Origin of the sequence: Erwinia sp. STN24, from assembly GCF_041320675.1 — a bacterium.
Lineage (GTDB): Bacteria > Pseudomonadota > Gammaproteobacteria > Enterobacterales > Enterobacteriaceae > Erwinia > Erwinia aeris.
In genome coordinates, this window is sequence record NZ_JBGGPM010000001.1 from 61890 (window position 1) to 82260 (window position 20371).

The following is a 20371-nucleotide window of genomic DNA, read 5'->3' on the forward strand; positions in this document are numbered from 1 at the left end:
AAGAACTACGGTAGTCTGATGAAATGCGTTGTCACTTACTGTGACAGCCAGGCTTGGGCAGACCTCAGTCAGGTCTGTCGGGAGATAAAATAATGAAATGGTCCAATCGTGTTCAGATTGTTACCGGACAAACCTGTGTCCATATCACGCTGCACCTGCTGCTGATTGCCGCCCTTGTCTGGGGCTGGCAGCATCATGCGCTGTTCCAGGTGAGCTCGGTGTTACTGGCGATGTACGCCAGCGTCTTTATCGTCATGCTGCCGGCCCAGCGCCTGCCGCGTTTACGTCGCCTGGGCGACTTCCTGGAAGACGTCACCACCACTTACTATTTTGGCGCCGCGATGCTGGTGCTGTATCTGCTGTCCCGCGTAGTGCATAACAACCTGCTGCTGGGCTGCGTTGGCGTGGTCATGCTGACCGGGCCCGCCGTGGTTTCGCTGCTGGCTAAAGAGCCGGTGCGCGTTCGCCGTTAACGCCGGGCGGGCCGCGACGGCCCGCCATCCTGCAGCTTCCCGCCATCCTGCAGCTTCCCGGCCCCTGTTCCCGTGATAAACCCGCCGCTTTTTTGACCGTGAAAGAATATTTCGCGCCGGGCGTGGAACATCTGTTATAATCCGGCCCTTACGCACCGTGGTTTGTGCCCCCTTTCAAGCGTCAGGCTGAGCCTGGCGTCATATTCTCCCCCTGGAAACTACACCGCTTGTCGCGGTCAGGGCGGAACCGGAGTCAGTCAACTTTATGTCATTTGATTCTCTCGGCCTTAATGCCGATATTTTGCGTGCAGTTAACGAACAGGGCTATAACGAGCCAACCCCTATTCAGCGTCAGGCGATCCCTGTCGTACTGGGCGGGCGCGACCTGATGGCCAGCGCCCAGACCGGTACCGGTAAAACCGCTGGTTTTACGCTGCCGCTGCTGCAGCTGCTGAGCAGCTCAAGCCCGCATCCAAAAGGTCGCCGCCCCGTTCGCGCGCTGATCTTAACCCCAACCCGCGAGCTGGCCGCGCAGGTTGGCGAAAACGTGCGCGATTACAGTAAATATCTGGATCTGCGCTCGCTGGTCGTCTTTGGCGGCGTCAGCATCAACCCGCAGATGATGAAGCTGCGCGGCGGCGTTGACGTGCTGGTGGCAACACCGGGCCGTCTGCTGGATCTGGAGCATCAGAACGCGCTGGATCTGTCACAGGTTGAAATCCTGGTGCTGGACGAAGCGGACCGTATGCTGGATATGGGCTTTATCCACGATATCCGTCGCGTGCTGTCCAAGCTGCCGGCTAAGCGTCAGAACCTGCTGTTTTCCGCTACCTTCTCCGACGAGATCAAAACCCTGGCGGAAAAACTGCTGCATAACCCGGAGCAGGTGGAAGTGGCTCGCCGTAACACCGCTTCCGAGCAGATTACCCAGCACGTGCACTTTGTGGACAAAAAGCGCAAGCGGGAACTGCTTTCTTTCCTGATTGGTCGCGACAACTGGCAGCAGGTGCTGGTGTTTACCCGCACCAAGCACGGCGCTAACCATCTGGCTGAACAGCTGAATAAAGATGGCATCACCGCCGCCGCCATCCACGGCAACAAGAGCCAGGGCGCGCGTACCCGTGCGCTGAGCGACTTTAAAGACGGCAACATTCGCGTACTGGTGGCGACCGACATCGCCGCGCGCGGTATCGATATTTCCGAACTGCCGCACGTAGTTAACTACGAGCTGCCGAACGTGCCGGAAGATTATGTGCACCGTATCGGCCGTACGGGCCGTGCTGCCGCCACCGGCGAAGCGCTGTCGCTGGTCTGCGTGGACGAGCACAAGCTGCTACGCGATATCGAGCGCGTGCTGAAGCGTGAGATCCCGCGTATCGCTATTGAAGGCTACGAGCCGGATCCGAGCATCAAAGCGGAGCCGATTCAGAACGGTCGTCAGCAGCGTGGCGGCGGTGGCGGCGGTGCAGGCCGTGGTCGCGGCGCGCCGCAGGGCAATCGCGGCGGCGAACGCGGTCGTAGCGGTAACGGCGGTGGCCGTGGCCAGGCAGCCAGCGGCGAGCGTAGCCAGTCGGAGCGTCAGGGCAGCGGCCCACGTCGTCAGGGCGAAAGCGCTGGCGCACCGCGCACCAACAAAACCCGTCAGCGTCGCTCTAACCCGGCGTAACGGTAAATAAGGGGGATCGCCCGATCCCCTTGTTTTCGCTGGCGGTTAAGCCAGCCTCCTCTTTCCTTTATCAGCAACGGTTTGTGACATGCGCGTTTTACTTGCCCCGATGGAGGGCGTGCTTGATTCACTGGTGCGCGAACTGCTCACCGACGTCAACGATTACGATCTCTGTATCACCGAGTTTCTGCGGGTGGTCGATCAGCTTTTGCCTGCCAAATCCTTTTACCGGCTCTGTCCGGAGCTGCTTCACGCCAGCCGTACGCCTTCCGGCACGCTGGTGCGTATTCAGCTGCTGGGTCAGTATCCTGAATGGCTGGCGGAAAACGCGGCGCGCGCGGTGGAGCTGGGCTCCTGGGGCGTCGATCTGAACTGCGGCTGTCCTTCCAAAACCGTTAACGGCAGCGGCGGCGGCGCCACCCTGCTGAAAGATCCCGAGCTGATTTATCGCGGCGCGAAAGCGATGCGCGCAGCCGTTCCTGCGCATTTGCCGGTGACGGTGAAGGTGCGGCTGGGATGGGAGTCAGGCGCGCGACAGTTTGAAATCGCGGATGCGGTAGAGCAGGCCGGCGCCAGCGAACTGGTGGTGCACGGGCGAACCAAAGAAGATGGTTACAAGCCGGAGCGGATTAACTGGCAGGCGATTGGCGAGATCCGCCAGCGTCTGACTATCCCGGTTATCGCCAACGGTGAAATCTGGGACTGGCAAAGCGCGCAGGATTGTCTGCGGGTAACGGGCTGCGACGCCGTGATGATCGGGCGCGGCGCGCTTAACGTGCCCAATCTGAGCCGGGTGATTAAATATAACGAACCGCCTTTGCCCTGGCCGCAGGTGGTGACGCTGCTACAGCGCTACGTGCAGCTGGAAAAACAGGGCGATACCGGGCTTTATCATGTTGCCAGGATCAAACAGTGGCTGGGCTATCTGCGCAAAGCCTATCAGGAAGCCAGCGATCTGTTTAGCCAGGTGCGCGCGCTGAAAACCTCAGGCGAGATCGCGCTGGCGGTGGATCGCTATGCGTTAACGGTGAGATAACTCGCCGTTCCTATTACAAATTTGTAACATTTGGCCGCAGGATCTCACCTTGTGCTAAGGGTATGATGTGAGGCTTATCACACTTATTTTCCGGCTCTGACATGTCTGCGATCCCAGCCTTATCCAGCGCTCAGCTCAACAAGCGCATTATTTCCGTGGTGATTTTCACCTTCTTTTGCTACCTCTCTATCGGTCTGCCGCTGGCGGTTCTGCCTGGCTACGTGCATAACCAGTTGGGCTACAGCACCTTTATCGCTGGCTTAATTATCAGCCTGCAATACTTCGCTACCCTGATCAGCCGTCCACAGGCCGGGCGCTATGCCGATCTGCTCGGCCCGAAAAAAGTGGTGCTGATGGGCCTGGTGCTGTGCGGCGCCAGCGGTTTGTTCAGCATCCTGGCGGTGATGTTTAGCACGCCGCTAACCAGCCTGATTTTATTGGCTATCGGGCGCGTTATGTTAGGACTGGGCGAAAGCCTGACCGCCACCGGCTCCATTCTCTGGGGCATTAATATTGTCGGCACCACGCAAAGCGCGCGGGTAATCTCCTGGAACGGCGTGGCGACCTATCTGGCGATGGCGATGGGCGCGCCGCTGGGCGTGATGCTTAACGCCGCCTTCGGCATCCCTGGTTTTGCCGGATTGATTGTGCTGATGGCGGTTTTTGGTTTCTGGCTGGCGTCTCGCCGTGCGGCGGTGGTGGTCACTACAGGCCAGCGCATTCCGTTTAACCAGGTGTTTTCCCGTATCTGGCCGTACGGACTCTGTCTGGGGTTGGGCACTATCGGCTTCGGCGTTATTGCCACCTTTATCACGCTCTATTTTGCCAGCCACGGCTGGCGCGGCGCGGCCTTTTCGCTGACGCTGTTCAGCGCGGGTTTTGTGGCGATGCGTCTGGTGTTCAGCAACTTTATCAGCCGGTTTGGCGGCCTGCGCGTTTCCGCCTGCTCTTTCGCTATCGAGTGCGTTGGCCTGCTGATTATCTGGCAGGCGCACTCGTCGCTGGTGGTGGATATCGGCGCGTTTCTGACCGGCTCCGGCTTTTCGCTGATCTTTCCGGCGCTGGGCGTGGAGGCTATCAGGCAGGTGGCGCCGCAAAACCAGGGATCGGCGCTCGGCCTCTATTCTGCCTTTCTGGATTTTGGCCTGGGCATCACCGGGCCGGTGGCGGGACTGCTGATAGGGCGCTGGGGTATTGATACCGTTTATCTGGCAGCGGCTGTGGTGGTGGCTTTTGCGCTGGTGGTGATTATGCGGTTACGCCTGCGGGCGGGCGCAGCGTTAGAAAACTAAGGCTGCATCAAGGTGATGCAGCCTGAAGCGGCGGTTAAAAGCGGGTAAAAAGCCAGTAAAGCGAGGCGGAAAGCAGGATCGACACCGGCAGCGTTAATATCCAGGCCATGGCCAGGTTGCGCAGCGTGGCAAGCTGTAGCCCGGAACGGTTAGCGGCCATGGTGCCCGCCACGCCCGAAGAGAGCACGTGCGTGGTAGAAACCGGCAGGCCAAAACCATCTGCGGCGCCGATAGTCGCCATTGCCACCAGCTCCGCGCTGGCGCCCTGGGCGTAACTCAGGTGCGTTTTGCCGATTTTTTCACCCACCGTTACCACGATCCTGCGCCAGCCCACCATCGTCCCCAGACCCAGCGCGATAGCGACCACCACCTTCACCCACCAGGGAATAAAGCGCGTGGCGTTATCCAGCTCTGCCTTCAGCGCATCCAGATCCCGCTGCGTCTGCGCGGGCAGCCTGAACTGCGGGTCGCTCTTCAGATGCTTGATGGTTTCCGAAGCCAGATACATAGTATTGCGGGTATTAGAAACGGCCTGCGCCGGGATCTTATCCACGGTGCCGTATTGTCGGATCTGATCGCCGATAGCGCCGGTTAGCTGCGCCAGCGCGGGAAGAACCTGCGGCGTCAGCGTGGTGGTGCGTACGTAGGCCGTCAGCACGTCGTAGGGCGAAGCGGGCATCGGCACGCCGGACGACTGGCGCAGCAGCTCCTGTTGCGTCACGGTAGCCAGCGCCGCCACGCGCGGGCTTTGTTCAGCAGGGATAGAACGGTTCAGCGCGTAGGCCATCGGCATGGTGCCGACCAGGATCAGCATTATCAGCCCCATGCCTTTCTGACCGTCGTTGGAACCGTGCGCGAAAGAGACGCCGGTACAGGTTAAAATCAGCAGCCCGCGTATCCACACCGGCGGCTTGCGGTTGCCCTGCGGCGCGCTATACAGGCGACGATTTTTCACCACGCGCTTCATCACCAGCAGCAGCAGGCCCGCGCAGACAAAGCCCACTACCGGCGACAGCAGCAGCGCATAGCCCACTTTCAGCGCCTGATCCCAGTCCACGCCGCTGGTGCCGGTACGGCCGTGGATCAGCGCGTTCGCCACGCCGACGCCGATAATAGAGCCGATAAGCGTATGGGAAGAGGAGGCGGGCAGGCCAAACCACCAGGTGCCCAGGTTCCAGAGAATAGCGGAAAACAGCAGCGCATAAACCATCGCGAAGCCGCCGCCGCTGCTCGCCTGTAAAATCAGCTCCACGGGCAGCAGCGAAATAATGCCGAAGGCGACCACGCCGCTGGAAAGCAGCACGCCCAGGAAGTTAAAAAATCCCGACCAAATCACCGCCACGGTTGGCGTCAGCGAGTGGGTATAGATCACCGTCGCCACGGCGTTGGCCGTATCGTGAAAGCCGTTGACGAACTCAAAGCCCAGCGCAATCAGCAGCGCCATGCCGAGCAGCAGATAGGGAACGTAGCTGGTGCTGGCGCCGCCCGCGTCGCTGACGTCACGAAAGAGGTTCACGCCGGCGAAGGCGATGCCCAGCACCAGCAGCAGAATAAACAGCAGCACGGAGAGCCGACTGTTCTTTTGGAAAACGGGGCGACTGCTGGCCGCCGGATAGTGCGGTACTGCGCTATTGTCGCTCATAAATCCTCTCAGCCGTCAGCGAAAAAGAGACACCTGTCTGAAGATGTACGCAGGCTTGATGACAGTAAGATGACCGAAATAGTGTCTGATAACGCCTACTAACGCAGCATATAACGTTAATCGCCTCATTTATCAGATATATTCCCGTGCTTAGCGCCCGCGTTATCAATTAGGGTATAAAGACATTCGCCCGCCGTTTCAGAGGATTCTGTTCACGCCTATGTCTTTTTCTTTATTTCGCTCGCCGCTTACCGGCCTGCTATTACTGCCCGTGCTGGCGACGGGGGCTGCCCGCGCCGATACGGTCTGGATGAAAAATGGCGATCGCCTCAGCGGTACCATCCGTTCGTTAAGCGACGGCAAACTGGTGATGGACAGCAGCTACGGCGGTACGCTTTCGCTGGACTGGGGGGCGGTCAGCACGCTTTCCAGTGAAAAGGCGATAGATCTGCGCAGCGGCGATACGGTGTTTAAAGCGCAGCTGGAAGCCGCCGATCGGGGCTATATTGTGGTGCGGCGCGGCGATGACGAGCAGCGCGTTCAGGTTGCGAAGTTCGACGAATTTATGAAGCCTAAACCCAAAACCGACGCGCTGACCTGGACCGGCAATATCGATGTGGGCGTCAGCCTGAAAAAAGCCTCTACCCATACTCAGGACTCGCATTTCGCTTACAACAACAAGGTCAACGTGGGCAAATGGCGTAACGATTTCGGCGGCACCTATACGCGCGAAAAAGAAGACGACAGCATGAACACCGAAAACTACAGCCTTCGCTATGCGCTGGACTATAAGTTTCAGGATCGGCTGTTCTGGCAGGGCAGGGCCAGCTACAAGCGCGACTGGGTGGAGGATCTTTCCGAACAGGCGCTGCTGGGCACCGGCCCTGGCTATCAGTTCTGGGATGACGAGCTGGGTTCTTTCTCGCTGGCCCTGCTGGGCGGCGCGTTTACCTATGGCTATAGCGACGGCAGTTATGACAGTCATTTAGGCGCGTCGCTGCGCTGGGACTATCAGCGCTTTCTTGAGGGCAGAAAGATCGCGCTGTTCAGCCACGGCGACGCGGGGCATTCGCTGGATGGCAACATCTTTACGCTGGATGCAGAGGTCGGCCTGCGTTACCAGCTGACCAGCTGGTCTTCGCTGAACGTCAGCTACGGCCATAACCTGGTCAGCGGCACGCGCGATACGCTCAACGAGCGTAACTTTACTACCGGACTGGGCCTGAAATGGTAGCGCCCGGAGGCCTTCGCCGCAGACGGACTAACGCTCCGTCATTTTTAGCGGCCTTTTCTCAGACTACCAGCAGCTTGCCGGCGGCCTGTTTGCGTTTGTAAATCGCCATCGTAAGCAGCAGCGGAATAACAATAGCGACGACCATCGCCATGCCAAACACGGCCCAATATTGCGTTTTAACCGACAAAATAGCCGGCAGCCCGCCAACGCCAATCCCGTTCGCCATCACGCCGGAAAGCCCGCAGATAAGACCGGCGCAGGCCGATCCCACCATGCCGCACAGCATGGGAAAACGGTATTTCATGTTGATCCCGTACATGGCCGGTTCGGTTACGCCCAGATAAGCGGAGATAGCCGCTGGTACGGAGATTTCACGCTCGTTCACTTTTTTGCTCATAAAGATGATGCCGAGCACCGCTGACCCCTGCGCCATGTTCGACAGGGCGATAATGGGCCAGACCGGTGTGCCGCCAAGATTCTGGATCAGCTGTAAATCTACCGCCAGCGTGGTCTGATGCACGCCGGTGATAACCAGCGGGGCATACAAAAAGCCAAACAGCGCGGAGCCGACGGGGGCAAAAGGCCCGGTCATCAGGTGGCTTACGCCCCAGGCGATACCGTTACCGACAATGCGGCCAAAAGGCCCAATAAGGGTATGCGCCAGAAACACCGCGATCAGCAGCGATACCACCGGCACCACCACCAGCGTTAAATAATCCGGCACGATACGCTTCAGCTTAAGCTCAATCCATGCCAGCGTCAGGCCAGCCAGAATTGAAGGGATAACCTGAGACTGATAGCCGACCTTATCGATAGTAAACCAGCCAAAATTCCACGACTCAGGCACCTGCTGGCCTAACAGGTAAGCATTCATCAGCTGCGGCGAAACCAGGGTGATCCCCAGCACGATCCCTAAAATCGGGGTACCGCCCATTTTTTTAACCACAGACCAGCACAGGCCTACCGGAATATAAAAGAAGATCGCCTCGCCAATTAACCACAAGAAATCGTAAACGCTTTTCCATACTACCGATGCGGCGGTAAGCGGAGCATCGTTATAAAGCGGTAAATCCCCAATCAGATTACGGAAGCCTAATATTAACCCTCCGCTGATAAGCGCCGGCAGCAGCGGGAAAAAGATTTCGGCAAAGTGCGAGATCAGGCTTTCGTGCCATTTCATATTCTGCCTGGCGACCCGCTTGGCGCTTTCTTTATCGGTGCCGCTAAGCTGTGTTTGTTTGAGCAATACCTGATACCAGTCATCGACATCCGTGCCGATAACCACCTGAAACTGACCGGCATTGGTAAAACAGCCTTTCACCATCGGCAGCGTTTCAATCTCTTTGGGCCTGGCTTTCGCCGGATCGTTAAGCACAAATCTGAGCCTCGTAATACAATGGCTCACCGTTGCTATATTTTCTTTTCCGCCCACCAGTTCGATCAGTTTATCAATATCCTGAGCATTACTTTTTTTCGCCATTTTTGCCTTCCAGAGGTGAAAGATAAGTCTTGCTGGCCATTATTGTTTTAATGGGATGTCGTTGCGTTTTTAAAACGTAGCCGTTTAAAAAATAATCTCTGGCAGGAATGTAGTAATTATTGAAAACGATCACAGAACAGGTTGAGAAAAAAATGAAAGTTGCGGGAGAGAACGGTCAGAAAGCCCACGGCGTGCAATAAAAAACGGGCCATAAGGCCCGTTTTTGCTGGTGAGTGAGCGAGTTCGGTTACGACTGCGCTGGCACCGCGACTTTCGCTGCCGGTTTGGTAGTCTTATCGTAAACCGGGCCAGGCTGCGCCGGCACGACAAAGCCGTTGTCGCCTGCTGCCGGTGCCTGCGGCGCGTCGGTTGCGCCTTCGCCGGTGGCCTGACCGTCTACGGTCGCGGGCGCGGGCTGGCCGTCTACCGTAGCCGCCGGGGCCGCCTCGCCGCCCACGTTAGCGCCCTGCGGCGTAACTGGCGTGGTTGGCTGCTCTGTTGGCTGCGCGCTGTTGTTCTCCTGAACAGGGATCGGGGCCGCATAGCCGTTGCCGGACGCGCCGTTGACCTTGGTCGGCATGCCGGTACGGGCTTTCAGCGCGGCTTCGAGGCTCGCGCTGTCCACGCTGGCGTCGCCAACCACTTTATTCACGGCGGCGGTCAGCGTCAGCGGCACCGGCTCGCGTGAGTTGAACTGCTCTTCGGTCTGCGACAGCGGGTTGTGCACCTCGATATAGCGGGTGCCGTCCGGCTCCACGCTCGCCTTCACCGGCTGGTCGATAAACTGTACGCGCGTACCCACAGGCACGTTGTCGAACAGCCATTTGATATCGTCGGCGCGCAGACGCACGCAGCCGTGGCTGACGCGCAGGCCGATGCCAAAGTTAGCGTTGGTGCCGTGGATAGCGTACAGGCGGCCGATATAGAGCGCGTAAAGGCCCATCGGGTTGTCCGGGCCGGCCGGGAAGATCGGCGGCAGCGGCGAACCGGCCGCCGCGGCGTCTTCATGCATCTTTTTCGTCGGCGTCCAGGTTGGGCCGTCTTTCTTGCTTTGTACCGTTGTCGTCCAGTTTACCGGCGTATCTTTACCCAGTTCGCCCACGCCGACCGGCAGCACGACCACGGTCTTACCGCCTTTCGGATAGTAATAAAGACGCATTTCAGCGCTGTTGATCACCACCCCTTCGCGCGGCGCGTCGGGCAGGATCAGCTGCTGAGGCACGATCAGTTTTGAGCCTGCTTTCGGCAGATAGACATCCACTCCGGGGTTGGCTTCGAGCATGTTGCTCAGGCCCATCTGATACTGTGCGGCAAACGCCTCCAGCGGCAGTTTGCTGTCCTGAGGCACGGTAATTTCAATGTTTTCGCCAATAAGACGGCTGTTGGCGGCGGGCAGATTATAAACCACGGCAAAAGCAGACTGGCTGTAAGCGGTGGCGGCCAGCAGTAAAGTGGCTAACGCGCGGATGCTTTTTTTCATATTCTTCAAGGTATTGCGCCATGTAAACTGTGGATAAAGGAGCCTGTGCAGGTCGGCTGTGACCGGCTGCACATTATATGGTCATAACTCAGCAGGAATAAACCTGCATTTGCGGCCAAAGGCCAGCTTTACGTAAATTTAGCCGCAGAGCGTTCTCTGCGGCACGCCGCGTCAGGGCTGCCATAGCGGATCGTCGCCGTTCAGCTTGCGGTTCAGGAAAAAGGCCGCGCTGATCAGCGCCAGATGGCTGAGCGCCTGCGGCGTATTGCCCAACGCATAGCCCTGGTGATCGAACTCCTCGGCATAAAGCCCGAGCGGATTGGCATAGCTTAGCAGTTTTTCAAATTCAAAATGGGCTTCGTAAACCCGCCCGGCGCGCGCAAGGCACTCTACGTACCAGAACGAACAGGCGGTAAAGGAGCCTTCCGTGCCTTCCAGCCCGTCAGCCGGCGTTTCGGTTCGGTTATAGCGTTTAACCAGGCCGTCACTGACCAGCTTATCTTTAATGACGTCGAGCGTCGCCAGCCAGTCAGGATCGGTCGCGCCGACGAACCTCACCAGCGGCATCAGCAGCATTGAGGCGTCAACAAAGTCGCCGTGGCGTGTGGCAACGAAATGGCCCTGTTCTTCATTCCAGAAGTTTGTCCAGATATCTTCGCGGATCTCGTCGCGGATGCGTAGCCAGCGCTCATAGGGAAACGACAGCGAGCGCTTCTGGCCCAGCCGTATCGCCCGATCCAGCGCCACCCAGCACATCAGGCGCGAATGCAGAAAATGCTCCGGTTCACCGCGCATTTCCCAAATCCCCGCATCGGGCTTGTTCCAGTTTTCGCCGACGTGATCGATCATTTTACTGACGTGTAGCCAGCCGCGATGGGAGATGGCCTCGCCATATTTATTAGCCAGGTAAACGGCGTCCATCAGCTCGCCATAGATATCCAGCTGCGTCTGATTCCAGGCGTCGTTGCCGATGCGTACCGGCGTGGAGTTCGCGTAGCCGGAAAGATTAAGCAGCTCGCTTTCGTGCAGCTCGGTACCGCTGTCGATGCGATACATTACCTGAAGTTTTTCCACGTCGTGATGGCTGTTTTCGACGCAGCGCCCAACCCAATGCGTAAAGTGGCGGGCTTCATCGACGTAGCCCAGCCGCATCAGCGCGTACATGCTGAAAGAGGCGTCGCGCAGCCACGAGGCACGATAGTCCCAGTTGCGTTCACCGCCCAGCTCCTCCGGCAGGCCGAAGGTGGCGGCGGCGGCGATCGAGCCGTGCTTCCACGAGGTCAGCAGCTTCAGGGTCAGCGCCGAACGGGTCACCATTTCCTGCCAGCGGCCGCGATAGGTGCTTTTCGCGCTCCAGTCCCGCCAGAAACGCAGCGTATCCTGGAAACACAGGGCGGTCTTTTCCTCATCCACCTTCTCGTCGTCCGCGCAGCCCAGCACGAACTCGCGGTGTTCGCCAGCCTGTAAGGTAAAAGTAGAAGTTGCCGCGTTGCGCGCCAGCTGGAAGTCAGCTTTACCGCTCAACCGCAGCGTGGGCTGGTTCTCCGCGCTGAAGAGTACGTCGCCCTCGCTCAGGCTGGCCGTGGTTTCCGCGCGGGCATAGTCATGAACCGGCGCGCAGCGCAGCGTAAACGTTGCTTCGCCATGAATGACCTTAACCCGTCGGATCAGGCGTGGCTGCCGGTCTTCCGGCTGGCAGAGCGGCATATAGTCGGTAATTTCCGCCACGCCTTTGCGATCCAGCCAGCGGGTTTGCAGAATATTGGTATCAGGCAGATAAAGCTGCTGGCGGCGCGCCTCCGGCCAGTCAGGCTCAATGCTGAACAGGCCCGCTTCGTCACCGTCCAGCAGCGCGGTAAACACGGACGGGCTGTCCAGATCCGGCCAGCAAAAGTAGTCGATTGCGCCATCGTTGGCGACTAAAGCACAGGTGCGTAAATCCCCGATAACGCCATGATCCTCGATCTTTCTTTTTATCTTGCTCATGCCCCTTCCTCGGGTAGCCGGTTGTTTTTTAACTATAGCCAGCGTCCGGCGGGACGGGCGTCAGGAAGCGCAAGCAAGTGTAAATGCCGCTGAATCTCCCTCATCTATACTTAGCTTTTTTACAGCGACCGAGGAGAAACCCATGAGTAAAGCAGAGCAGAAAGTTGCCGTTGTTACCGCTTCCGATTCCGGGATAGGCAAGGCCAGCGCGATTATGTTAGCGGAGCAGGGGTACGATATCGGCATTACCTGGCGCTCGGATGAAAAGGGCGCGCAGGATACGGCGGAACGGGTGCGTGCACTGGGCAGGAGAGCGGAAATTCAGCATCTTGACCTGGCGGATCCGCAGGAGGGCGGCAAGGCGCTGGAGGCGTTAATCAGTAAACTCGGCCGCATTGACGCCCTGGTCAATAACGCCGGCACCAACGATAAATCTCCTTTTCTGGAAACCTCGTTTGATTCGTGGCGGAAAGTCTTTACCGTGGACGTGGACGGCGCTTTTGTCTGTGGGCAAATCGCCGCGCGCCATATGGTTGAACAGGGCGAGGGCGGCAGGATTGTCAATATTACCTCCGTACACGAGCACACGCCGTTGCCGGATTCAACGGCCTACACCTCCGCCAAACATGCGCTGGGCGGCCTGACCAAATCGATGGCGCTGAGCCTGATGCCGCATAACATTCTGGTAAATTCGGTAGCGCCCGGCGCGATCGCCACGCCGATGAACGACATGAGCGACGATGATGCCCGTAACGTTTCTATTCCGGAGATCCCGGCAGGCCGACCGGGCGATCCGCGTGAAATAGCCAGCATGGTCGCCTGGCTCTGTTCCGAATGGGCCAGCTACACTACCGGGCAGTCTTTTGTGATAGACGGCGGCTTTACGCTGGCGAACCCGCAGTTCTATATTCAGAAGTAGCCGATGACAAAGGGCGACCTCGCCCTTTGTCTGTCAGCATTACTCTTCATCCGTCTGGTGCGCCGCGCGGCGCTTAAACCAAATCCTTACTCCCCAGACCAGCGCCACAATCAGCACCACCCAGAAAATCTGCTTGAGGTGGCGATCCAGCGTATGCAGCCACGGCGCGATAACCTGGCCGCCGATATAGCCCAGCGAAACGAAAATCAGCGCCCACAGCACCGCGCCAATCACGTTCAGCAGCATAAATTTTTGCGGCTTCAGGCGGCTGGAACCGATGATAATCGGGCCGACAATTCTCAGGCCGTACATAAAGCGTACGCCGATCACAAACAGTACCGGCCGCTTACGGATTAACGAGTTGGCTTTTTTGATCTGCTTCTGATGTTTTGTAAATTTTTTAAGGATATTTGCGCCGTAGTAACGGCCCAGGAAAAAGAGCGCGGTATCGCCCAGAATGCCGCCCGCCATCGCCACCAGCACCACCAGACCGTAGTGCAGCAGGCCTTCATGCGCCGCCACGCCGCCCAGCAGCGTGAAGGTTTCCCCTTCGGCAATACAGCCTAAAAACAGCGCCACGTAACCGTACTGCGTGATCAGTTGATTGATATCCATTTGCCTTTGCTCCTGCGGTTAATGCGCTAAAAGCTCTTAGTCTAAACGTTGATGACCAAAGCGGGACAAAAGTTGCCGTAAAGCGCACTTTTTTTCGTAACAAACAGAACCGCTTAGCCTGAGGATGCAGCGTTTAAAAAATAAACAGTTTACGATCGTTTATACTTTATCCTGACCCGCCAGTCCGCTGCGGCCTCTCAAAGCTAAAGGAGTGAAGATATGAACCATGTCTGGGGACTTCTTGCGCATCCTGACCGTGAAATGCGCGATATCCGGCAAGAAAACGAAACCGTTTCGCATCACTATACCCATCACGTTTTATTGATGGCGCTGATCCCGGTGATTTGTGCGTTTATCGGCACCACCCGATTAGGTTGGGACTTTGGCGCGCAGCGTACCGTTCAGCTGTCACTGATGACTGCTTTTGCCCTCGCCATTCTGTTTTATGGCCTGATTTTAGGCGGCGTTGCGGTGATGGGCCGGGTGATCCACTGGATGGCGCGGAACTATCCGCAACGTCCCAGCCTGCAACGCTGTACCGTTTTTGCGGGCTATGTCGCTACGCCGCTGTTTATCAGCGGGCTGGTCGCGCTTTATCCGCTGGTCTGGCTTTGCGTTTTTGTCGGCGCGCTGGCGCTGGCCTATACCGGCTATCTGCTGTACCTCGGCATCCCTATGTTTCTGAATATCGACCGGGAAGAAAGCCTGCGCTTTTCCGGCTCGACGCTGGCGATTGGCGTGCTGGTCTTTGAAGTGCTGCTGGCCATGACCGTGGTTCTTTGGGGCTACGGCTATCGCCTGTTCTGACTGTCGCCGCCGTCGGGTCGCCGACGGCGGATTCGTTACGCCCGGATACGAATATCCCTTAGGAAAAAGATGAGTCACCATCGTATGATGACGCCGCCAGCCCCCGCGTGGCGTGCATTGTGCGGCGGCGGCGTATGGCCTGGCCATACCTGAATCACTACCCGATTAAGTTTTCAATAATGCCTGCAAAAATTCGCTTGTCTCTTTTAAGTTTGGCCCTGCTTTTTTCCGGACAGGTTGCTGTGCATCAGGCCGCTGCCAGCCCGCACGAGGTCTCGCTGGCGCAACCGCAGATTGCCTCCGGCAGCGCGATGATTGTCGATCTCAATACGAATAAAGTGATCTACGAAAGCCATCCCGATCTGGTACGGCCGATGGCCTCTATCACCAAGCTGATGACGGTGATGGTGGCGCTCGATGCGCATCTGCCGATGAACGAGATGCTGAAAGTGGATATCAGTCATACGCCGGAAATGCGCGGCGTCTTTTCCCGCGTGCGTTTAAACAGCGAAATCAGCCGCAAAGATATGATGCTGCTGGCGCTGATGTCCTCGGAAAACCGGGCGGCCGCCAGCCTGGCGCATCACTATCCCGGCGGCTACGACGCCTTTATCCGGGCGATGAACGCGAAAGCGCGCGAGCTGGGCATGACCCATACCCGTTACGTAGAGCCTACCGGGCTGTCGATTCAGAACGTGTCGACCGCGCGCGATCTCACTAAGCTGCTGATCGCCAGCAAGCGCTATCCGCTGCTTGGGCAGCTGAGCACCACCCATGAAGAGATGGCGACCTTCGCCAATCCACCCTATACGCTGCCGTTCCGCAACACTAACCATCTGGTTTACCGGCCGGACTGGAATATCCAGCTGACCAAAACCGGCTTCACCAATCAGGCGGGCCACTGCCTGGTAATGCGCACCGTCATCAAACAGCGTCCGGTGGCGCTGGTGGTACTGGACGCTTTTGGAAAATATACCCACTTTGCCGACGCTAATCGTCTGCGCAGCTGGCTGGAAACGGGGAAAGTTTCGCCGGTTCCCGCCGCCGCCCTGAGCTATAAAAAGCAGCGCGCGGCGGAAATGGTCAGCAATGGCGGTAACGGCGACGTTACTGAATAGTTAAGCATCTGCTGGTTTTCAGGCGGGCAAACCCCTAAAATAGCGCGCGTTTGCCCGTCCGATTGTCTGATATCTGGAACTTTTCATGTCTACCATAGTGACTTTTTTACGCGCCTGTCTGTTTGCGCTGATCGCGTTTTCGCCCGCGCTGAGCTGGGCCGCTGACGATGATGCCAGCCAGCAAACCGCCGAGGCACCGGCCAAACTCAACGCCGCCGTTGAGCTGCCTAAAATGCAGAAGGTGCTGGATAAAATCAAACAGCAGGTTTCCGGCGAAACCAACGACAGCAAGCTTAGCGCGCTGAACGAGATGGCGCAGGAGCTGTCCGGCGACGCCGACACGCTGGTGCAGGCCATTACGCCGCAGCGTGCTCAGCTTCAGGCCCAGCTTGACGTGCTCGGCCCGCCGCCGAAGCCGGAAAGCGGTGTCAAAGAGACTTCGGAAGTCACCAGCAAGCGTAAAAATCTGCAAAACCAGAAGGCAAAAATCGACGATCAGATTAGCCAGGCGGAAGCGATTAAAAGCGGCGCGACCAACCTGTCTACGCAGATCGTCAGCCTGCGCCGCGATGCGTTAAAGACCCAGCTGGCCCTTAACGCGGGCAGTATTTTCGGGCCGCGCTTCTGGTCGCCGCTGTACAACAGCCAGAGCAACGACAATGAGAAAGTGAAAGGCTTTCTTGACGAGCTGGCCGATACGGCGGTGCTGGCCTGGCAGCCGGACTGGCGCATGGGCACGGTGGTGTGGATAGTGTTAGCGGGCCTGGTGGCGACGTTCGGACGCCGCTATATGGAAGAGTTTCTTGCGTGGGTGGGTATCCACCGTCTGCCGGAAGGACGTTTGCGCCGCAGTTTTCTTGCCGCCGCGATTGCGCTGACCACGCTGGCCGCCGTGGTGCTGGCCTTTAACTTCCTCAACCTGGCCTTTACCCGTCATCCTGACGTGACGGACGACGTGCGCGCCTTTGCCGATAAGCTGGTCGGCCTGAGCATCTTCTGCGGTCTGATTGCGGGCCTGGGCCGGGCGTTTCTCTCCACGCGTCGGCCTTCCTGGCGTCTGCCGACGATTTCCAACGAAGTAGCGCTGGCGTTAAAACCCTTCCCGCCGCTGATGGCGGGACTGGTGTTTGTGTTTCAGGCGCTGGAAAACCTTAACAGCAGCGCCAATACCAGCGTCGCCACCACGGTGATGGCAAACGGCATCACCGCGCTGCTGATCGGCGCGGCGGCGCTCTCTATCAGTTTCCGCACCAATCGCGTGCGCCGCAAACTGGCGCTGGAAGGCGCGCAGCCGGAAGCCAAATCGACGCTGGTTGGCCTGATCCAGATGGCGATCACGCTGACCGGCGTGGCGATTATGGCGGCGCTGGTGATCGGCTACGTCACGCTGGCGCGCTTTCTGAGCTACGAGCTGGTTTGGGCGGGGATCGTCTGCGGCTCGTTTTATATTCTCAGCCACCTGGTGGCCGACGCCAGCGAATCGCTGTTTTCTACCAGCAACGCCACCGGCAAAGGCATTCAGCGCTCGCTGAATATCGACGAGCGCCACCTTTCCCAGGTCGCTGCGCTGCTGGGCGCGCTGGGTAAAACCGTGCTGGTGCTGATCGCCGCGATAGCCTTGCTGAACGGCACATTCAGCAGCGCCACGCCGATTGAGCTGGTGCAAAAAGCCATTGAGTTCTGGGGCGGCAAAGGGCTGGAGTCGCTGAACATCGTGCCGGCGCACGTGCTGAACGCGCTGCTGTGCCTGATTGTCGGCATCTACGTGCTGCGTTCGGCTCGCCGCTGGCTGGATCAGGATTTCCTGCCGAAAACCACTATGGACACCGGGATGCGGGTGTCGCTGATTACGCTGTTCAGTAACCTGGGCTATGTGTTGGTGATCCTGCTGGCGCTGTCGGTGATGGGGCTGCAATGGAACAAGCTGGCCTGGATCGTCAGCGCCCTGTCGGTCGGTATCGGTTTCGGCCTGCAGGAAATCGTTAAAAACTTTATCTCTGGTCTGATCCTGCTGACCGAACGGCCGGTAAAAGTGGGCGATCTGGTCAGTATCAGCGGCATTGAAGGGGATATCCGTCGTATTAACGTGCGCGCCACCGAGATCCAGCTGGGCGATAAATCCACGGTGATCGTGCCGAACTCGCAGTTTATCTCGCAGAACGTGCGTAACGCGACAATGGGTAACGCGCAGGGCGTGGCGACCATTACGCTGACGTTCCCGCTGGATATCGATCCGGTCAAGGTGCGCCAGCTGCTGCTGGACGTTTATGTCGATAACGAGCGCATTCTGGATACGCCGGAGCCTTCCGTCACCTTTAAGGATCTTACCCCGGCCGGCATTGTGCTGTCGGTGACCGGCAACGTCACCAGTCCGCGCCAGGTTTCCGGCGCGAAGAGCGATCTGCTGTTTGATATTCTGACGCGGCTGCGCAAAGAAGGCATCGTGCTTTCCACGCCGCAGACGATGATCGTCGAGCAGCGTAACGGTCAGAAAGTGGTGGTGCAGGACGGCGAGGCGTAAACGCCAGGCGGCATATGCCGCAGGAGATTACTGACAAACTCATATGCTGTCACCAGGTCGCGTTCGGGCCGGTGAAAAGCAGCAGAGGCAGATCGGAACACGGACGCGCACGTCCCTCCAGGCTCGTTTGGCGCGTCCATGCGCCAAAACGGTCCGCTTATCCGCTCAGCCTCTGCTGCTGCGGGGCTGCGGTTTCGCTGCAAAAAGTCCGGTTCGCACGTATTCTTTATCTTTGTCAGCAGTCTGAGGCGGCATGCCTATCGGTCATGCCGCTATCTGGCTTAGCGTTCCGCTTTCCCTGTACAGCCACACTCCGCCCAGTTTTTCGCCCGGGTGGTTTTGCCGATGCCGGGGTTAAAACTGTTGGTGGGATCGAGCTGCTGATAAAAAGCTTTCAGCTGCGGTTTGGCCTGGTAAAGATGGCCTACGTTATGTTCGGCAGGATATTCCGCGCCGCGCTCGCTGAGGATCTGCAACATCTTCTCCTTCAGGGCATGCGCGTCAACGCCCTTTTTCACGATGTAATCCTGATGGAAGACGTGGCAGAAAAAGTGGCCGTAATAGAGACGATGCACCAGCGCGTCGTCAAATTCCGGCGGCAGCTTTTCAAACCAGTCGCGATCGTTGCGGCGCAGGGCGATATCCAGCGCCAGAATATCCTCCACTTCCTGCTGATGCACCGCATGATAGCGAACGGCCGCGCCCGCTGCGGCAAAGCGATGCAAAAAGGCCTTGCCGCCTTCTTCCGGCGTGCACTCAAAATAGTCGCCGTCCGCCTGCTGAAAATAATCTTTCAGGTACTGGCGCGCTTCCTCCACGCCCGGCCCGGCCATTTTCAACATCAGATGATGCTCGAAACGATCGCGGTAAGCTTTCAGCCTGGCGGGAAGGTGTGAAGGCAGCAGGCCGCTGATTTTTTGCATCACGCGGTCGGTAAGGTTGGGCTTAATAAACGAGAAGCGCTTCAACAGCGCGTCGGTATGGCCTTTCAGCGCGAAAAACAGCGGCATTTTATCGGTGCCGAGTTTATCGATCATCACAAAGGTGTCTTTACCGTAAGTTTCGGCAATATCAAACATATCGCGGTGCAGATATTCGCCTGCCACCGGCAGTTGGTTAAAGTGTTGCAGGATATGGCGGCGCAGCTCGTCCAGCACGGCAGGCTGATTGGTGCCGATATAAAAAACCTGCTGGGCTTTTTCGCTGGTGAAGGTATCCAGCCGCACGGCGAAGACGGCCAGCTTGCCCGCACAGCCGGAAGCCTCAAACAGCCGCCGCGCATCGGCGTTAAAGCGGGAGGGCGTATCCGCCTCGACTTCGCGCACGCGTTCCGCGTAGTCGTGATCCGACGCGTGTCGCCTGTCGTAGCGCACATCTTCAGGCCGCCAGGTTTCATCATCAAGCCGGCTGAGAATTTGCTCCGGCGTGCTGCCCAGCTCAATACCAAGATGGTTTACCAGCACCAGCCTGCCGCTGGCATCTTTTTGCGCATAGAGCGCCATTTCGCTGTAGGCCGGGCCGCGCTTAATCAGCGAACCGCCGGAGTTGTTGCAGATGCCGCCCAGCACCGACGCGCCAATGCAGGAGGAGCCAATCACCGAATGCGGTTCGCGCCCCAGCGGCTTAAGGATTTTTTCCAGCTGATAAAGCGTGCTGCCGGGAAACGCCAGCACCTGTTTGCCGTCATCCAGCAGCTGAATTTTATCCATCCGGCGGGTGCTGACAATCACGATGTCGCGATCGTAATCGTTGCCGTTTGGCGTCGAGCCTTCGGTAAGGCCGGTATTGGCCGCCTGCATCAGCACGATGACGTCTGCCGCCACGCAGGCCTGTAAAATGCGCCACTGTTCCAGCAGCGTGCCGGGAAACACCACGGCCAGCGCTTCGCCTTCGCCAGAGCGGAAGCCTTTGCGGTAGCGTTCGGTTTTTTGCGGATCGGTCAGCAAGTGGGCGCGGCCGACGATGCGGCCCAGTTCCGAAACCAGCCTGCTGCCGGTTGATGAGGGTCTGTTCATATCCTTGTGTCCTTTTTTATCGCACGCCCTAACTTTAGCACCGCTGAACTAAAGCAGGCTCAACCGGCTTGAAAACTACCTGCTATC

At 58.2% G+C, this 20371-nt stretch carries 15 protein-coding genes; 9 read left to right on the plus strand and 6 right to left on the minus strand.

Annotated features, from left to right (window positions below; genetic code table 11):
• Nucleotides 1-92 precede the first annotated feature (92 nt).
• The 4 genes from ACA373_RS00335 (at nt 93) to ACA373_RS00350 (ending at nt 4467) form a co-directional block, all read left to right on the plus strand.
• Entirely contained in the window at nt 93-473 is a 381-nt protein-coding gene (locus tag ACA373_RS00335; RefSeq protein ID WP_253454822.1) for a YbhQ family protein, read from the plus strand.
• 265 nt (nt 474-738) lie between these two features.
• Nucleotides 739-2139 carry an ATP-dependent RNA helicase RhlE gene (rhlE, locus tag ACA373_RS00340; RefSeq protein WP_301729814.1) on the plus strand — a complete coding sequence of 467 codons (1401 nt, stop codon included), beginning with the start codon at nt 739-741 and terminating at the stop codon, nt 2137-2139.
• 88 nt (nt 2140-2227) lie between these two features.
• Entirely contained in the window at nt 2228-3175 is a 948-nt protein-coding gene (gene dusC / locus ACA373_RS00345) for a tRNA dihydrouridine(16) synthase DusC (protein WP_253454820.1), read from the plus strand.
• 101 nt (nt 3176-3276) lie between these two features.
• Nucleotides 3277-4467, plus strand: coding sequence for an MFS transporter (locus ACA373_RS00350; RefSeq protein ID WP_369894954.1), 1191 nt, complete (start codon nt 3277-3279; stop codon nt 4465-4467).
• Nucleotides 4468-4501: 34 nt separating this feature from the next.
• Here the strand turns inward: ACA373_RS00350 and ACA373_RS00355 are convergent, their stop codons facing one another.
• Nucleotides 4502-6109: an inorganic phosphate transporter gene (locus ACA373_RS00355; RefSeq protein ID WP_370733841.1), complete on the minus strand. Its 1608-nt coding sequence runs from the start codon at nt 6107-6109 to the stop codon at nt 4502-4504.
• Between the two features lie 220 nt (nt 6110-6329).
• On the opposite strand from ACA373_RS00355, the gene ACA373_RS00360 reads away from it, so the two are divergent.
• Complete coding sequence (locus ACA373_RS00360) at nt 6330-7343, plus strand: DUF481 domain-containing protein (RefSeq protein WP_253454817.1); 1014 nt, start codon at nt 6330-6332, stop codon at nt 7341-7343.
• A gap of 58 nt (nt 7344-7401) precedes the next feature.
• On the opposite strand, the gene treB is transcribed toward ACA373_RS00360, so the two are convergent.
• From treB to ACA373_RS00375, 3 genes are all read right to left on the minus strand, one after another.
• Nucleotides 7402-8823 carry a PTS trehalose transporter subunit IIBC gene (gene treB, locus ACA373_RS00365; protein ID WP_253454816.1) on the minus strand — a complete coding sequence of 474 codons (1422 nt, stop codon included), beginning with the start codon at nt 8821-8823 and terminating at the stop codon, nt 7402-7404.
• Between the two features lie 247 nt (nt 8824-9070).
• Nucleotides 9071-10303 carry a L,D-transpeptidase family protein gene (locus ACA373_RS00370; RefSeq protein ID WP_370733842.1) on the minus strand — a complete coding sequence of 411 codons (1233 nt, stop codon included), beginning with the start codon at nt 10301-10303 and terminating at the stop codon, nt 9071-9073.
• Between the two features lie 171 nt (nt 10304-10474).
• A complete protein-coding gene (locus ACA373_RS00375) occupies nt 10475-12289 on the minus strand; it encodes a glycoside hydrolase family 15 protein (protein WP_253454814.1) in 1815 nt (604 codons plus the stop codon).
• A gap of 142 nt (nt 12290-12431) precedes the next feature.
• Here ACA373_RS00375 and ACA373_RS00380 point away from each other — a divergent pair, with 142 nt between their 5' ends.
• Nucleotides 12432-13208, plus strand: coding sequence for an SDR family oxidoreductase (locus tag ACA373_RS00380; RefSeq protein ID WP_370733843.1), 777 nt, complete (start codon nt 12432-12434; stop codon nt 13206-13208).
• Nucleotides 13209-13247: 39 nt separating this feature from the next.
• Here ACA373_RS00380 and ACA373_RS00385 read toward each other — a convergent pair whose 3' ends face one another.
• A complete protein-coding gene (locus ACA373_RS00385) occupies nt 13248-13823 on the minus strand; it encodes a DedA family protein (RefSeq protein WP_253454812.1) in 576 nt (191 codons plus the stop codon).
• Nucleotides 13824-14042: 219 nt separating this feature from the next.
• Here ACA373_RS00385 and ACA373_RS00390 point away from each other — a divergent pair, with 219 nt between their 5' ends.
• The 3 genes from ACA373_RS00390 (at nt 14043) to ACA373_RS00400 (ending at nt 18269) form a co-directional block, all read left to right on the plus strand.
• On the plus strand, nt 14043-14630 hold the full coding sequence (locus tag ACA373_RS00390) for a Yip1 family protein (protein WP_125288822.1): 588 nt from the start codon (nt 14043-14045) through the stop codon (nt 14628-14630).
• A 179-nt stretch (nt 14631-14809) separates the two neighbouring features.
• Nucleotides 14810-15748 (plus strand): D-alanyl-D-alanine endopeptidase, encoded by a 939-nt coding sequence (pbpG, locus tag ACA373_RS00395; RefSeq protein WP_253454811.1) that lies wholly within the window; start codon nt 14810-14812, stop codon nt 15746-15748.
• 85 nt (nt 15749-15833) lie between these two features.
• On the plus strand, nt 15834-18269 hold the full coding sequence (locus tag ACA373_RS00400) for a DUF3772 domain-containing protein (RefSeq protein ID WP_370733844.1): 2436 nt from the start codon (nt 15834-15836) through the stop codon (nt 18267-18269).
• A gap of 281 nt (nt 18270-18550) precedes the next feature.
• Here ACA373_RS00400 and dld read toward each other — a convergent pair whose 3' ends face one another.
• Nucleotides 18551-20284 (minus strand): D-lactate dehydrogenase, encoded by a 1734-nt coding sequence (gene dld, locus ACA373_RS00405; RefSeq protein ID WP_370733845.1) that lies wholly within the window; start codon nt 20282-20284, stop codon nt 18551-18553.
• Between the last annotated feature and the right edge of the window lie 87 nt (nt 20285-20371).

Bases quoted from the DNA above. Each gene is read 5' to 3' on its own strand.
- ACA373_RS00335 (WP_253454822.1), top strand. From the start codon at position 93: ATGAAATGGTCCAATCGTGTTCAGATTGTTACCGGACAAACCTGTGTC.
- rhlE (WP_301729814.1), top strand. From the start codon at position 739: ATGTCATTTGATTCTCTCGGCCTTAATGCCGATATTTTGCGTGCAGTT.
- dusC (WP_253454820.1), top strand. From the start codon at position 2,228: ATGCGCGTTTTACTTGCCCCGATGGAGGGCGTGCTTGATTCACTGGTG.
- ACA373_RS00350 (WP_369894954.1), top strand. From the start codon at position 3,277: ATGTCTGCGATCCCAGCCTTATCCAGCGCTCAGCTCAACAAGCGCATT.
- ACA373_RS00355 (WP_370733841.1), bottom strand. From the start codon at position 6,109: ATGAGCGACAATAGCGCAGTACCGCACTATCCGGCGGCCAGCAGTCGC.
- ACA373_RS00360 (WP_253454817.1), top strand. From the start codon at position 6,330: ATGTCTTTTTCTTTATTTCGCTCGCCGCTTACCGGCCTGCTATTACTG.
- treB (WP_253454816.1), bottom strand. From the start codon at position 8,823: ATGGCGAAAAAAAGTAATGCTCAGGATATTGATAAACTGATCGAACTG.
- ACA373_RS00370 (WP_370733842.1), bottom strand. From the start codon at position 10,303: ATGAAAAAAAGCATCCGCGCGTTAGCCACTTTACTGCTGGCCGCCACC.
- ACA373_RS00375 (WP_253454814.1), bottom strand. From the start codon at position 12,289: ATGAGCAAGATAAAAAGAAAGATCGAGGATCATGGCGTTATCGGGGAT.
- ACA373_RS00380 (WP_370733843.1), top strand. From the start codon at position 12,432: ATGAGTAAAGCAGAGCAGAAAGTTGCCGTTGTTACCGCTTCCGATTCC.
- ACA373_RS00385 (WP_253454812.1), bottom strand. From the start codon at position 13,823: ATGGATATCAATCAACTGATCACGCAGTACGGTTACGTGGCGCTGTTT.
- ACA373_RS00390 (WP_125288822.1), top strand. From the start codon at position 14,043: ATGAACCATGTCTGGGGACTTCTTGCGCATCCTGACCGTGAAATGCGC.
- pbpG (WP_253454811.1), top strand. From the start codon at position 14,810: ATGCCTGCAAAAATTCGCTTGTCTCTTTTAAGTTTGGCCCTGCTTTTT.
- ACA373_RS00400 (WP_370733844.1), top strand. From the start codon at position 15,834: ATGTCTACCATAGTGACTTTTTTACGCGCCTGTCTGTTTGCGCTGATC.
- dld (WP_370733845.1), bottom strand. From the start codon at position 20,284: ATGAACAGACCCTCATCAACCGGCAGCAGGCTGGTTTCGGAACTGGGC.